This window comes from Xanthomonas campestris pv. campestris str. ATCC 33913, from assembly GCF_000007145.1.
Lineage (GTDB): Bacteria > Pseudomonadota > Gammaproteobacteria > Xanthomonadales > Xanthomonadaceae > Xanthomonas > Xanthomonas campestris.
Map to the genome: position 1 here is coordinate 3,820,441 of NC_003902.1, position 14,235 is coordinate 3,834,675.

General features: G+C 66.4%; 9 protein-coding genes and 1 pseudogene. 2 read left to right on the top strand and 8 right to left on the bottom strand.

Annotation, left to right across the window (positions count from 1 at the left end; translation table 11 throughout):
• Positions 1-114 precede the first annotated feature (114 nt).
• Both XCC_RS16690 and XCC_RS16695 read left to right on the top strand, forming a co-directional pair.
• A pseudogene (locus XCC_RS16690) lies at positions 115-1,217 on the top strand (IS3-like element IS1404 family transposase).
• 399 nt (positions 1,218-1,616) lie between these two features.
• The gene (locus tag XCC_RS16695; protein ID WP_016944657.1) at positions 1,617-2,693 is read left to right on the top strand and encodes an alpha/beta fold hydrolase; all 1,077 of its coding nucleotides are present in this window, start codon (positions 1,617-1,619) and stop codon (positions 2,691-2,693) included.
• Positions 2,694-3,002: 309 nt separating this feature from the next.
• Here the strand turns inward: XCC_RS16695 and tkt are convergent, their stop codons facing one another.
• From tkt to XCC_RS16735, 8 genes are all read right to left on the bottom strand, one after another.
• Entirely contained in the window at positions 3,003-5,003 is a 2,001-nt protein-coding gene (gene tkt, locus XCC_RS16700; RefSeq protein WP_011038323.1) for a transketolase, read from the bottom strand.
• Between the two features lie 238 nt (positions 5,004-5,241).
• Positions 5,242-6,522, bottom strand: coding sequence for a dicarboxylate/amino acid:cation symporter (locus XCC_RS16705; RefSeq protein ID WP_012437509.1), 1,281 nt, complete (start codon positions 6,520-6,522; stop codon positions 5,242-5,244).
• Positions 6,523-7,087: 565 nt separating this feature from the next.
• The gene (locus XCC_RS16710; protein ID WP_011038325.1) at positions 7,088-8,827 is read right to left on the bottom strand and encodes a BatD family protein; all 1,740 of its coding nucleotides are present in this window, start codon (positions 8,825-8,827) and stop codon (positions 7,088-7,090) included.
• Complete coding sequence (locus XCC_RS16715; RefSeq protein WP_011038326.1) at positions 8,824-10,638, bottom strand: VWA domain-containing protein; 1,815 nt, start codon at positions 10,636-10,638, stop codon at positions 8,824-8,826. The genes XCC_RS16710 and XCC_RS16715 overlap by 4 nt, the downstream gene beginning before the upstream one ends.
• Positions 10,629-11,636, bottom strand: coding sequence for a vWA domain-containing protein (locus tag XCC_RS16720; RefSeq protein ID WP_011038327.1), 1,008 nt, complete (start codon positions 11,634-11,636; stop codon positions 10,629-10,631). The genes XCC_RS16715 and XCC_RS16720 overlap by 10 nt, the downstream gene beginning before the upstream one ends.
• Complete coding sequence (locus tag XCC_RS16725; protein WP_011038328.1) at positions 11,633-12,088, bottom strand: DUF4381 domain-containing protein; 456 nt, start codon at positions 12,086-12,088, stop codon at positions 11,633-11,635. Before XCC_RS16725 ends, XCC_RS16720 begins: the two co-directional genes overlap by 4 nt.
• Positions 12,085-13,056 (bottom strand): DUF58 domain-containing protein, encoded by a 972-nt coding sequence (locus XCC_RS16730; RefSeq protein WP_043877717.1) that lies wholly within the window; start codon positions 13,054-13,056, stop codon positions 12,085-12,087. Before XCC_RS16730 ends, XCC_RS16725 begins: the two co-directional genes overlap by 4 nt.
• Before the next feature lie 20 nt (positions 13,057-13,076).
• Complete coding sequence (locus XCC_RS16735) at positions 13,077-14,096, bottom strand: AAA family ATPase (protein ID WP_011038330.1); 1,020 nt, start codon at positions 14,094-14,096, stop codon at positions 13,077-13,079.
• Positions 14,097-14,235 lie beyond the last annotated feature (139 nt).

The window sequence follows — 14,235 nt, forward strand, 5'->3', positions numbered from 1 at the left end:
AATGATTCACATTTTAAATAGCAAACCGAGCCTGCTTTTGGCAGGTCGACGTCCCCCCAATTTTGAGTAGCGCCTCAGTTTGGAGTCCAATTCCCTACCCCGAGGAGATTGGACGTGAAGAAACGTTTTACTGACGAGCAGGTCATCGGCTTTCTGCGCGAAGCCGAAAGCGGCGTCGCCATCAAGGATCTGTGCCGGCGGCATGGCTTCAGCGAGGCCTCGTACTACCTGTGGCGCAGCAAGTTCGGTGGGATGAGCGTGCCCGATGCCAAGCGGCTCAAGGACCTCGAGTCCGAGAACGCGCGGCTGAAGAAGTTGCTGGCCGAGCAGTTGTTCGAGAACGACCTGATCAAGGATGCACTGCGAAAAAAGTGGTAAGCGCACCGGCGCGTCGTACGCTGGTGCGCGAATGGATCGGGCGTGGTGCCAGCGAGCGTCGTGCGTTGGCAGTGATCGGCATGAGCGCCAGTGCACTGCGGTATTGCCCGCGCGAAGATCGCAATGGCGAACTGCGCGAACGCATCTGTGCGTTGGCACATCGCCATCGCCGCTATGGCGTGGGAATGATCTATCTCAAATTGCGGCAAGAAGGGCGCATCGTGAACTACAAGCGTGTGGAACGGTTGTATCGCGAGCAGCAGCTGCAAGTGCGCCGCCGCAAGCGCAAGAAGGTCCCAATAGGCGAGCGTCAACCGCTGCTGCGGCCATCGCAGGCCAACCAGGTGTGGTCGATGGACTTTGTGTTCGACCGCACCGCGGAAGGCCGGGTGATCAAGTGTCTGGTGATCGTGGACGATGCAACCCACGAAGCGGTCGCCATCGAAGTGGAGCGCGCGATCTCCGGGCACGGGGTGACGCGCGTGCTGGACCGACTGGCGCACAGTCGCGGTTTGCCGAAGGTGATCCGCACTGACAACGGCAAGGAGTTTTGCGGTAAGGCGATGGTCGCCTGGGCGCATGCCCGTAATGTGCAACTACGGCTCATCCAGCCAGGCAAACCGAACCAGAACGCCTATGTTGAATCCTTCAACGGCCGACTGCGCGACGAATGCCTCAACGAGCACTGGTTCCCGACGTTACTGCACGCGCGCACCGAAATCGAACGCTGGCGACGCGAATACAACGAGGACCGACCCAAGAAAGCAATCGGCGGCATGACCCCGGCTGCTTATGCCCAACATCTGGCAAACACCGATATCATCAACCCCGGACTCTAAACCAGGCCGCTACTCAGGGCGGGGGGGCGTCGAGGTCACCGAGAGAAACAAGCGCTACCTGAAACTGGTGCGTACCCTGCTGGAGTAGGTCTGTCCGGCACGGTGCCGGTGCCAGCGACTCGCCACGGCGGTCGAGTCCGCGATCCCATGGCGCAGTGTCTTCACTGGATCCGCTATGCAGATCGCATGGCGGCGTTACGTAATCCTGCGGCTATCGAGCAAACAAAGCCCGCATGGCGCACGCGTGCTTACAACGCGCTTGTCCGCCCAGGCAGATCAGTACTCACAGTCATTGCGGCCGAGTTCGCCCATGCGCAACACTCGACGCGGATGCCGCGCACCAGCGGAACAACGGACCGTCGCCCAGCGCATGCCGGGCGCCAGCGCACCAAGGAGCATATGAACAACTTTTGGAAGGCGTTTGCATTACTGGCGCTGTGCGCGCCCGTGGTAGGCGTGGCAGCACCAAAACAATCCGCATTGGCCGACACCTGCCGGGTGCCCGGTGCGCCGGTCCATGAGGCAGGTCTTGTACAGATCGGCGGGATCCAGCAATGGGTGACGGTCGAGGGCGCCGACTGCCGCAATCCGGTGGTGTTGATCGTCCATGGCGGGCCGGGCAACCCCAATACTCCATTCGCGCAGCGCCTGTTCGGCAGTTGGACGCGCGACTTCACCGTCGTGCAGTGGGATCAGCGCGGCTCGGGCAAGACCTACGCCGCCAACAAGCCTGCCGAGGGCGAAGCGCTGACCATGCAACGGCTGACGCAAGACGGTGTTGAGGTGGCGCGCCATGCGATGCAACAGCTCGGCAAGCGCAAGGTCATCCTGATGGGTGGCTCGTGGGGCTCGGCCTTGGCCGCCCACATGGCCAAGGCCAACTCCGACCTATTCCATGCGTATGTCGGCACCGCGCAGTTGGTCAACTACCAGGACGACGTGGCGGCCGGCTATGCCGCGACCATGCAGCTGGTGCAGGCAGCCAACGATCATGATGCGCTCGGCAAGCTCGAACAGATCGGCCCGCCGCCGTGGACGAACCCGCGCAATTTCGGGATTCTGCGGCGCGTGAGCCGCAAGTACGAAGCGTTGCGGACCGAGCCGGCGCCGGCCGACTGGTTCAGATTTTCTGCCGAGTACGACACGCCCGAGTATCGCGCGGCCTACGAGGCCGGCGAGGACTATTCCTTCCTGCAATTTGTCGGGCTGGCGGGTAATGGCATGGGGCCGCAGATCAACCTGCGCGCACTCGGGCCGGCCTTCGCAATGCCTGTCTACCTGCTGCAAGGCGACCAGGATCTGGTCACGCCGCTGACGGTCAGCAAAGCGTATTTCGAAACGCTGTCAGCGCCGACCAAAGAGTTCCTGATCCTGCCGCGCACTGGCCACGACCCCAACCCGACCATGATGGACACGCAGTTGCAGGTGTTGACCACCCGGGTCCGTGCGCAGGCAGTGGCGAACGACGCGCGCTGATCCCGGCAATGCCGGGCCAAGACGCTTGCACCTCTGCGCCCGGCTTTATCGGGTGCACTTGTTTTTAAGCATTGCAACGCTATGCAGCGAGTGACCTGCACGCAGTGATGCATGGATCTGGGCCGCCGCCTGTGTGCGCCAGATCGACCTCTGCGTCGCCAACATGCACCGCCAGTGATCCGCCACGCCGCCACGTCTTGGAATGCACGCGGCGGTGCATGCTGCCTGCCCGCAGCATCACCCATCGCGCAGACCTCCCAAGAAAAAAGCCGGCTTTCGCCGGCTTTTTTCAATCAACACCACAACGCATTACAGCGCCTTGGCGGCCTCGACCACGTGCTCGGCGGTGATCTTGAAGTACGCATACAGCTGATCCGCCGGCGCCGAGGCACCGAAGGTGTCGATACCGACCACATCGCCATCTAGGCCGACATACTTGCGCCAGAAGCCGGTCACGCCCGCTTCCACCGCCACGCGCTTGCGCACGGCATTGGGCAGCACCTGCTCGCGGTACGCGGCATCCTGGCGATCGAACACGTCGGTGGACGGCATCGACACCACGCGTGTCTTCAGCCCGGCCGCATCCAGCGTCTTCTTCGCTTCCACTGCCAGGCCCACTTCCGAGCCGGTGCCGATCAGGATCACGTCGGGCGTGCCGCCTTCGGCATCGGCCAACACGTAACCGCCGCGTTCGATCAGTTTGATCTGCTCGGCGCTGCGCGGCTGGTGCTGCAGATTCTGGCGACTGAACACCAGGCAGCTCGGGCCGTCCTTGCGAGTGATCGCGGCCTTCCAGCTCACCGCCGACTCCACCGCATCGCCCGGGCGCCACACATCGTTGTTGGGGATGTAGCGCAGCGAGGCCAGGTGTTCGACCGGCTGATGGGTCGGGCCGTCTTCGCCCAGGCCGATCGAGTCGTGCGTGTACACATGGATGGCATGCGCCGGATTCAACGCGCTCATGCGCACGCCGTTACGCGCGTAGTCGCTGAACACCAGGAAGGTGGCGTCGAACGGGATGAAGCCACCATGCAGCGCCAAGCCGTTGGCAATGGCGGTCATGCCGAATTCGCGCACGCCGTAATACACGTAGTTGGCGTTCGGGTCGTCGGTGGCGACCGACTTGCTGGCCTTCCACAAGGTGAGGTTGGAATGCGCCAGGTCGGCCGAGCCGCCGACCAGTTCCGGCAGCAGCGGTGCGAACGCTTCGATCGCCAGCTGCGATGCCTTGCGCGAGGCGATGGTCTGGCCGTCTTCCTGCGCCTTGGCGATGTAGGCATCGGCCTGGACGATGAAGTCGGCCGGCAACTCGCCACGCGAACGGCGGGTCAGCTCGTCGGCCTGTTCGCCGTACTGCTTGGCGTACTTGTCGAACAGCTGCTCCCACTCGGCCTGACGCAGCGTGCCGGTGCCACCTGCGCGCCAGCCGGCATAGATCTCTTCGGGAATCTCGAACGGGCCGTACGGCCATTCCAGCGCCTTGCGCGCGCCTTCCAGCTCTTCCTTGCCCAACGGTGCGCCGTGCGAGGATTCTTTGCCCGACTTGGTGGGTGCACCGAAGCCGATCTTGGTGCGGCAGCAGATCAGCGTGGGCTTGTCGCTGTTTTCCAGCGCCGCCTCGATGGCCGCCTTGATCTTGTCGGCGTCGTGCCCGTCCACATCACGGATCACATGCCAGCCATAGGCTTCGAAGCGTGCCGGGGTGTTGTCACTGAACCAGCCGGCAGTGTTGCCGTCGATGGAGATCTGGTTGTTGTCCCAGAACGCGACCAGCTTACCCAGGCCCCAGGTACCGGCCAGCGAGGCCGCCTCGTGCGAGATGCCCTCCATCATGCAACCGTCGCCCATGAACACCCAGGTGCGGTGGTCGACGATTTCCAGCTCGGGCCGGTTATAACGCTGTGCCAGCAACTTCTCGGCCAGCGCGAACCCGACTGCATTGGCAAAGCCCTGCCCAAGCGGCCCGGTGGTGGTTTCCACCCCAGGCGTTTCGCTGCGCTCGGGGTGGCCGGCGGTCTTGCTGTGCAACTGACGGAACTGCTTGAGCTGCTCGATCGGCAGGTCGTAGCCGGACAGGTGCAGCAGCGCGTACTGCAGCATCGACCCGTGCCCGTTGGACAGCACGAAACGGTCGCGATTGAACCACTGCGGATTGTTCGGGTTGTGCCGGAAGAAATCGTTCCACAGCACTTCGGCGATATCGGCCATGCCCATGGGCATGCCGGGGTGGCCGGACTTTGCGGCTTCGACCGCATCGGCGGCGAGGAAACGGATGGCGTTGGCCAGCTGGCGGCGGGTGGGCTGGGTCATGGGCGTCTATGGAAGCGGAGGGGAACACCGCTGGAAGCGGAGACCCGTATTCTCCCACAGAGCGTGTTAGGGGAATCAGCAGCCGGGAATGGAGAAACGGGAATCGGGAATCGGATGCAGTGTTGCAAGTGGGCCGCTAACGCCACTCACACCACCGCTACCGCTGCGATGCGCAGGACTTCGCAGTACGCGCCCCGATCGCAACAGCCCGCTCTAACGATTCCTGATTCCCGATTCCCTACTTCTCCCCCTTAGCCACCAGCGTCGTCAACGCCAGATCGCCGGTGACATTCAGCGCGGTACGGCACATGTCCAGGAAGTGATTGACGCCCAGGATCATGCCGATGCCGACCGGGTTGACCCCAACCATCGCGCAGATCAGCGCTACTACCGGCAGCGAGCCGGAGGGCACACCGGCGGTGCCGATGCCACCCAGGATGCAGACGATCATCACCATGAATTGCTGGCCGATTCTCAGGTCCACATTGAAGAACTGCGCCAGGAAGATCACCGTCACGCCTTCGAACAGCGCGGTGCCGTTCTGGTTGGCGGTGGCGCCCACGGTGAGCACGAAGCGCGAGACCCGCGGTGGCAGGCCCATCTCGTCGGCCACGCGCAAGGCGGTTGGCAGGGTCGCGTTGCTGGAGGCGGTGGAGAACGCCATCAGCGTGGCCTCCTGCGTCTGCCGGAAGAAGCCGATCGGCGAACGCCCGGCGAACTTCACCGCCAGCCCGTAGCTGACCACCATGTGCAGGCCCAGCGCCAGCACCACGACGCCGACGTAGGCGCCCAGGCGAATCAGCAGATCGAAGCCGAACAACGCGGCCAGATTGAACATGAAACAGGCCACCGCGTACGGCGCCAGGCGGATCACCAGCCCGATCAGGGTCATCGAGATCTCGAAGATGCCTTCAATGCCGCGCTTGAGCGTGGCCACTTTTTCGTCGGCCGTGAGCACCATGCCCACGCCGAACATCACCGCGAAGAACATCAACGACAGGATCGCGCCATTGCTCGAGGCCGCCGCAATCACGTTGTTCGGCACGATGGAAAGCAGCATGTCCATGCCCTGCGGCTGATTGCCGGAGCTGGAGATGATCTCGCGGGTGCGGTCGGCATTTTCCTGGATCAACTGGTTGGCCAGTTGCGGGTCCACGCCTGCACCGGGCTTGAGCACATTGACCAGGACCAAGCCCAGCAACACCGCAATGCCCGACAACACCACCGTGTAGCCCAGCGTGCGCCAGCCCACCCGGCCCAACGCGCGGATGTCGCCCATTTCCGCAATGCCGACCACCAGCGCCGAAAACAGCAGCGGCACGATCAGCATGAAGATCAGATTGAGGAAGATCTGCGAGAACGGCGTGGTGACGTACTTGGTCACCAGCCGCACCCATTCGGCGTCGCTCCCGGCCAGGTAGTACACGGCCAGACCCAGCACCAGGCCGATGGCGAAGCCAATGCCCATCTTCCAATGCAGGGGCAGGCCTGGGCGGCGCGCGGCTGGGGATGCGGTCATCGGGACAGGCCTTGGTCTGGACACAAAGGCCGGAGCTTAACAAACACCACCGGCGCGGCCACCTACCCAAGGCGCCCCATGCGCGCATCCTTAGGGTAGGCCCGCCTCTCGACACCATGTGCTGCAGACGCTGGAGCGGGCAGCAAACAGCGCTCATCTTGCACAACGCCAAAGCGCAGCCGCCAAGGCGCAAGCGGCACCGCAGCAGCGCCGGTGTGCCCTACCCGACCTGTCTTTAGTGTTGAAACGACGCACCGACCAGCGTGCCAGGCCCTTGCCCGCCCACCGTCGCGGGACCTTTGGCGGCATGGATGCCGCCAAAGAGCTACAGGGACGTACTTGCGGCGTGTCCTGCGATGGTGGGCGGGCAAGGGCCCTGCAGCAGCCCCGCAGCCATAACGCTCTGCGCAATCTTCATCCCGCACACCTATGCCGTACGCAGCCGAAACTCAATCAGTCATCACGCAAGACCACGCAGCAGCGCTGGCAGCGGCCGGGTCCTGCGCACCCGACTTAACCTTGCCGTGGCTCGTCTGTCGTGTCGCTGTCGCGGCAGCGCAAGCAATCAATGCGCCGGCGGATAGAGCGGTGCCAGCACCTCCGGCTCTGCTGCCGTGGCGTGATGCCAGCGCGGGCCATTGGCGAACGCCTCGCGCAAGGCAGCGCGCGCAGCAGTCACATCGCCATCGCCACCCCAACGGGCGCGTTGCATCTGTGCCACCGCCGCGCGCTGAGCCGGGTCGCTCAAGGCTGCCAGCACACTGTCGATGTCGGCAACGCCGGCCATACCACACAGCACCGTGGCCACATCGTCCATGCCACCGGTATCGAGCGCACGGCGCAGGTCGGCCACGCTGTGGGTGCCGCGCCTGCCGGGCGCCGGCGCAGCAGCACCAGCACCCGCGGCCACAGCGCGCACTCCACCGCGACGACGACGCAGCGCCCAGACCAGAGTGGCAATCCACAGCACCGCGAAACCCGCCGCCGCCGCGATCCAGCCCCACGGGCGCGAGGCTGCAGGGGCACCCTGCAGGCGCAGCGTGCTGGCCGCCGGCGCAGGTGCCACGGCCTCACCAGCTGGCTGGCTGGCTGGCGAAGGCGCCGCTGCGGGCGCTGCAAATGCAGCGCTGCGTGCGGCCACATCCAGCGTGAGGTCCGGCAGCGATGCCGTCTTCGCCGCTGCCGCGCCCACATCCCACCACGCCACCTGCAGGCCGGGAATCAACAGAGGACCTGCGCGATTGGGCACGATCGAATAGCGCCGCGTCAGCCGCAGCTGTGGCGAGCCATCGACAAACCGCTCCTCGTACTGCGCCGGTTCGGCAAACACTTGCGCGTCCGGCACGCTGGGCGTCGGCAGCTCCGGGAACTGTGCCTGGGTGGCGCCGCGTGCGCTGGCTTCCACCACGATTTGCGCTGCCTCGCCGGCGGTGGCCCGCTGCGGCGTGGAGGTGTAGCGCAGCGTCAGGCTGCGCAACGGCAACCACGGCTGCGGCGCATTGGCCGGCTGCGCGCGTACCTGCAGCGGAATGCTGGCGCTGCGCGCGTTCAATTCGCCATTGCCGCGCCCGAAATAATCGTCGAAGAACCCACCCACCGCGCGCCCGTTGAAGCGGGCCGGCGGCACCACCAGGCGGCCGCTGCGCTCGGGAACCAGCAGGTAGCGCCGCTCCACCACGTTGTACTGCCGCCCGTTGACCGCCCTGGCCGAACTCACATCATCGCCAACGCGCTGCAGCGACGCGCCGTCCGGGGCTTGCAGATCCAGTTCGCCAGAGGCCAGCTGGGTGGCGTAGTACAGCCGCACCACCACGCCCACGCTCTGCTGCACGTAGGGCTGCGGGTCGTCCACCTGGGTTTCGACGAACGCTTCTTCGTTGCCTCGCGCCGCGCTTGCGCCAGCGTCCCCCGGAGCGCCGGCATCGACAGCCGTAGCCACCACCTGCAGCCGAAGCGGCTCGGTGCGCTCGTTGCCCACCCGGATCGCCGGCACGATGATCTCGCCAGTCTGGCGTGGCGTGATCACCACCCCGAACAACGCCCGGATGGTCACCGAACCATTGGTCACCTGCATCTGCTGGTTGGCGTTCTTGGCCCCCAGCCCGAACCCACCGCGCAACGGGCTGTAATCGGGCTCGGCGCCGCGCTGGTCGGTCTCGATGTTCAAGGTCACCGCATCGCCCGCATCGATGCTGTCACGGTCCAGCCAGGCGCGCGTCACCGCGCCGGCGGGCAACGCCAGGATCGCCACGCTGCTGCTCAGCAGCCATATCGCCACACGGCGCCAGTGCCCGTTGCCCGTCATTGTCCGTCCCGTTGCCTGCGTTCGTGTTCCAGCCTGAATTTGGCGCGCAACAGGCTGCCCGGATCATCCGGCACGCGCCGGATCCATGCATCCACCGCCTGCCGTTGCTCGCGCTGCTCCGGCGTTTCTGCCGCGGCCGCGGCGGCGGCCTGCTGCTCCTTGCTGGGCACGCCCTTGGCACCGGCCTGCGCCATGGCCTGTTCCATCTTGCGCCGTTGCGCTGCATCGGCCTGCTGCTGGGCCTGGGCATCCGGCGTCTGCGGTGGGCTGTCGGGCTGTTTTTGCTCGCCCTGCCGCGCTGGCGACGGCTGGCCCGGCGTCTGGCCGTCCTTGGGCGGCTGCGAAGACGGCTTTCCGTCCTGGCCGCCCTTGCCATCCTTCCCGTCCTTGCCGGCAGTTTGTTCCGGCTTGCCCTGCCCGTCCTTGTTCTGATCCTGCTGCTTGTCGCCCTTGTTCTGGTCCTGCTGCGGCTTGCCCTTGCCGTCTTTATTCTGCTGCTGACGCTTGCGCGCCGCCTCCACCGCGGCGCGGTTGGCGATGGCGTCCTGCAGCTGGGGCTGTTGCCGCAGCGCACGGTCGTAGGCGGCAATCGCATCGTCGTAGCGCCCCTGACGGGCCAGCGCATTGCCAAGGTTGTACCAGCCCTGGTCGGTGGGCACGGCCTCGAAGGCCTTCTGCGCGGCAGCGAAATCGCCCTTACGATAGGCCTGCACGCCGGCGTCCAGGCGTTGCTGCTGCACCTGGTCGGCGCGTTGCCACAACGTCCCTTCCGCCGCCTGCGCCGGTTGGACAAAGGGCCCGACACACAACAACGCCAGCACCATCACCGCGGCGCGCCGGCGGAACGCCAACAACGCCAGCGCCATCACCGGGAAAAGCAACCAGTAGCCCTCATCGAGCCAGGTCTTGCTGCCGTTCGCGGCCGCGGCGGCGTCGGCCGCGGGTTGTTGTGCCGGGTCCAGCACGCCCAGCGCACGCAGGTCGGCATCGTCAGCGGCCAGCGGTGCATAACGGCCACCGCCCTGGCTGGCGAGATCGCGCAAGCTCGCTTCGTCCAGCCGCGCCTGCGCGATCTCACCCGATGCGGCGCGGTAGACCGCGCCATGCGCGCTGCCAACACCCAAGGTGGAGACATTAAAGCCGCGCGAGCGCGCGACCCGCGCAGCGCTTTCGGCCGACTCATCGGCACTGTCGCTCATCACCAGGATGTCGCCCTGCTTGAAGCCAGCTTGCGACAGCAGCTGCACTGCCGCTTCGATGGCGCGATCGGCACGCTTGCCATCCACCGGCATCACCGACGGCGACAACGCATCCAGAAACAAGGCCACGTTGGCCGCGTCCTCGGTCAGCGGCGCCACGGTGAAACTCTCGCCCGCGTATGCCAGCAACGCCACATCGCCACCGGCACGCTCGCGCAACAGCGTGGCCAGCTTGGCGCGTGCCTGCAGCAACCGCGAGGGCGGCAAATCGTTGGCGTTGATGCTGGAGGACAGATCCAACGCCACCACCAACGGCCGGTTGGATTGATACACCGGCCGCTCGGTTTGCCGCCAACTGGGCCCACTCATCGCAACGACCGCCACGCTGTAGGCCACAACCGCGAGCACAAAACCAAACCACCCACGGCGGCCGCCAGTCACCAGCAACTGCGGCAACAGATGCGCATCGACACTTTGCCGCCACACGTCCGCATCGCGCTGGCGCAGGAACCACAGCACTGCCGCTGGCACGATCAACACCAGCGCCCACAGCAGTTGCGGACGCAGAAGATGCAGCGTGTGCAACGCGGTACTCAGCGTGTTCATCGCCATCTCCGCGGCAATGCGTAGGCCAGCAACCCAATCAGCAGCGCCGCGCCCAACGGCCAGTAATAACGCTCGACCTTCGGCTGCACCGATGGCCCGGCGGCCTTCACCGGTTCCAGGCGATCCAGCTCGGCGTAGATGCCGGCCAGTTCCTCGGTATCGCGGGCTCGGAAGAAGCGCCCACCGGTCTGCTCGGCAATCTTGCGCAGGCCGTCTTCATCGATATCGTCGCCACCACCGGCCGGAATCGGCACACCGAACAACGAATAGCTCCCGCTGCCACCGAAGGCGATGGTGTGCACGCGTACGCCCTCGGCCTTGGCAAGCTCGGCCGCCTTCAGTGGGTTGAGGACACCAGCGGTGTTGACGCCGTCAGTGAGCAGCACCACGACACGCTGGCCCTGGCGCTGCTCGCGCAGACGCTTGACCGACAAGGCAATGGCATCACCGATTGCGGTTTCGCGCCCGGCCAGGCCCACCACGCTGTCAGCCAGCTGATCGCGCACACTGGTGAGGTCGGCGGTCAGCGGCGTCAACGCATAGGCGCGCTGCCCGAATACCAACAGGCCCACCCGGTCGCCTTCGCGCCGGTCCAGAAAGTCCGAGAGCACCGCCTTGGCCGCAGTCAGGCGGTCCACCACGTTGCCGCCCAGCACCATGTCCGGTTCGCTCATGCTGCCGGACAGGTCCACCGCCAGCATCATCTGGCGTGCCTCCCGCGGCGGCTGGATCACCTCGCCCAGCTGTTGCGGACGCGCCAGCGCGGCGCACAGCAAAAACCATCCCAGCCACGCCAGCCAGCGCGGCGCACGCAGCGATGGAATGCGTGGCGCACTCACCATCGCGCGCAGCTGCTGGGCATACGGCACGCGCAGTGCAGATGCCTGCGTGCGCCGCTGCGGCCAGAACCACATCAGCAACGGTAGCGGCATCAACCACCAGGCCCACGGCCACGCACAATGCGCCAGCGCGTCCTGCCACTGCGACCACTGCAGCCAGTTCATCGCCGCCCCTGCATCAGGCGAAGGAAGCGCTGGCGTGCCAGCTGCTCCACCGCCGCAAGATCGCTCACTGCCGGGTCACGTTGAAACCCACCGTCCAGCAACACACGGCCGGGCCCCTGCGAAAACGCGTGGCCTTTGCGGCCATCCAGCAACTGCAGCCAGGCCTCGCCCTGCAGCCGATCGGCCTGCGGGTCGACCGTGCGCGCGGCACGCCGCAGCAACGCCGACAGCGCCGCCAGCCGCTGCGCCGGTGTGCTGGCCGCCTGCAGCGCAGCGTCGAAGGTCGCCGCCCAGCGTTGGGCACGCCGGTGGCGACGCCACCACCACAAAGCCAACGTGCCCAGCACCAGAACGATTGCCGCGATCACCAGCCACCAGCCCAAGGCCAGCGGCCACCACGACGGTGATGGCGGCAGGTGCACATCGCGCAGCGGAAGGGTGTCGGGCGTCACCGCGATGACCCCTGCACCTTAGAGATGCTGCCGCCCAGCCAGGCATCGCTGGCATCGGCCGTGGACAGACGGTGCAGGCGCACACCACGCGCCTGCAGCAGCGTCGACAACCGTTCCAGCGGCGCAACGAATTCGGCATTCCACTGCGCGCGCCCGGCCTGCGTGGTGAGGTCCACGGTGATCCGTTGCCCGCCCGCGTCGAAGGTGAGCGCACGCGCGGGCGGTGCCAGCTCCAGTGGATCCACCAGCACGATCACCACCACCTCGTGATGCAGGGCGAGCCCCGACCAGCGCGACTCGGGCACCGCGGCGGCACTGCGTGCATCGGCGAGCACGGTGAGGCGCGCGCCCGGGCGTAACAGGCGTGCCGCATGGTCGAGCCCGACCTGCAACCCGGCATCATCGGCCGGCGGCTGCGCATACCACCGCGCCAAGGCATCCAGCACCGGCAACACCCCGCGCTGCCCGGCGCGTGGCGCAATCGGCGCTTCGCTCGCGGTGCCACGCAACGCGGCAATCCGGTCGCCCTGCCGCTGCGCCAGCCAGGCCGCCACGGCACCGGCGCGTGCCGCCTGCACCGACTTGTAGCGCACCCGGGTGCCGAAGAAGAGCGCGGGCGCGGTGTCGGCCACGATCAGGCTCAACCGCTCGCGTTCGGCCTGAAACAACTTGGTGTGCGCGCGTCCGGTGCGTGCGGTGACGCGCCAGTCGATATGCCGCGCATCATCGCCGGCCACGTACTCGCGCGACTCGGCGTATTCCATGCCACGCCCGCGTGTTGCCGCCGGCACCGGACCCACCAACCCATGCCGGCCACGGCCCGGTTGATGCCGCTGGCGAGCGGCACCGCGCAACGCAATCAACTCGGCCAGCTGCGGACGCACGCCATCGCCAGCGACGGACAACGGGGCAGCAGCAGACGGCGAGGACGGCATCGAGGCGATCGGCTTCGGGCGAAAGGGCGGCATACCGCAGCAACGCTACCCGATCAGGGCAGCGGAATCTTTTCCAACAGCGCGGCGACCAGACGTTCGCCATCCCAGCCTTCGGCGGTGGCTTCGTAGCTGGGCAGCACGCGATGGCGCAGCACGTCCGGCGCGATGGCGCGGATATCGTCCGGGGTCACGTAATCGCGGCCGGCCAACCACGCACGTGCGCGCGCGCAGCGTTCCAGCGCGATCGAGCCACGCGGGCTTGCGCCCCAGGCGATACGCCGCGCCAGCGCAGGGTCGTAACGCTGCGCATCGCGCGACGCCAGCACGATCTCGATCAGGTAGCGCTCGAGCTGCGGCGCAAGATGCACATCCAGTACCACGCGGCGTGCGGCGAACACATCCTCCAGCGGAATCTTGTCCGGCACCGTCGCATGCTTTTCCAGGGTGTCGCGTGCGGTTTCACGCGCCAGGCGCAGGATCTCGGCCTCCGCATCGGCCTGCGGATACCCGATCCGCACATGCATCAGAAAGCGGTCCAACTGCGCCTCCGGCAGCGGGAACGTGCCCTCCTGCTCGATCGGATTCTGCGTGGCCATCACCAGGAACAGCTGCGGCAAGGCATAGGTATGCCGGCCCACCGTGACCTGCCGCTCGCCCATCGCTTCCAGCAGCGCCGACTGCACCTTGGCCGGCGCACGGTTGATTTCATCGGCGAGCAAAATCGGATGGAAGATCGGCCCGGGCATGAACTCGAAGCGCCCTTCCTGCGGCCGCCAGATCTCGGTGCCGGTCAGATCGGCCGGCAGCAGGTCTGGCGTGAACTGGACGCGCGCAAAATCGGTTTCCAGCCGTGAGGCCAGTGCGCGGATGGCGGTGGTCTTGGCCAGACCGGGCGCGCCCTCCACCAGCAGGTGGCCGTCGGCCAGCAAGGCGATCAGCAGCCGCTCGACCAACGCGGACTGCCCCACGATGCGTTGCGCCAGCGACTCGCGCAGCGCGGTGAATTGACCATGCAGCCGGTCCTCGGCGGGCGCGGCGGCGGCTTCTGGCGGAAGGAGCGGCGGTGCGTTCATAGACCCAGTGTGACCGATTCAAACGCGATTGGTTCACTGTGCGGGCGGAAGATGTTCAGTGAGTGACCGGGGTCATGCTCGCCTGAGGGCCCCGGCCTGCGTGATCATTCATCCATCGGCTCGCAGGCCGCCATGGGGA

What these genes read in the sequence shown, in the direction of transcription:
- XCC_RS16695 (WP_016944657.1), top strand. Translation starts at nt 1,617, where the DNA reads ATGAACAACTTTTGGAAGGCGTTTGCATTACTGGCGCTGTGCGCGCCC.
- tkt (WP_011038323.1), bottom strand. Translation starts at nt 5,003, where the DNA reads ATGACCCAGCCCACCCGCCGCCAGCTGGCCAACGCCATCCGTTTCCTC.
- XCC_RS16705 (WP_012437509.1), bottom strand. Translation starts at nt 6,522, where the DNA reads ATGACCGCATCCCCAGCCGCGCGCCGCCCAGGCCTGCCCCTGCATTGG.
- XCC_RS16710 (WP_011038325.1), bottom strand. Translation starts at nt 8,827, where the DNA reads ATGACGGGCAACGGGCACTGGCGCCGTGTGGCGATATGGCTGCTGAGC.
- XCC_RS16715 (WP_011038326.1), bottom strand. Translation starts at nt 10,638, where the DNA reads ATGGCGATGAACACGCTGAGTACCGCGTTGCACACGCTGCATCTTCTG.
- XCC_RS16720 (WP_011038327.1), bottom strand. Translation starts at nt 11,636, where the DNA reads ATGAACTGGCTGCAGTGGTCGCAGTGGCAGGACGCGCTGGCGCATTGT.
- XCC_RS16730 (WP_043877717.1), bottom strand. Translation starts at nt 13,056, where the DNA reads ATGCCGCCCTTTCGCCCGAAGCCGATCGCCTCGATGCCGTCCTCGCCG.
- XCC_RS16735 (WP_011038330.1), bottom strand. Translation starts at nt 14,096, where the DNA reads ATGAACGCACCGCCGCTCCTTCCGCCAGAAGCCGCCGCCGCGCCCGCC.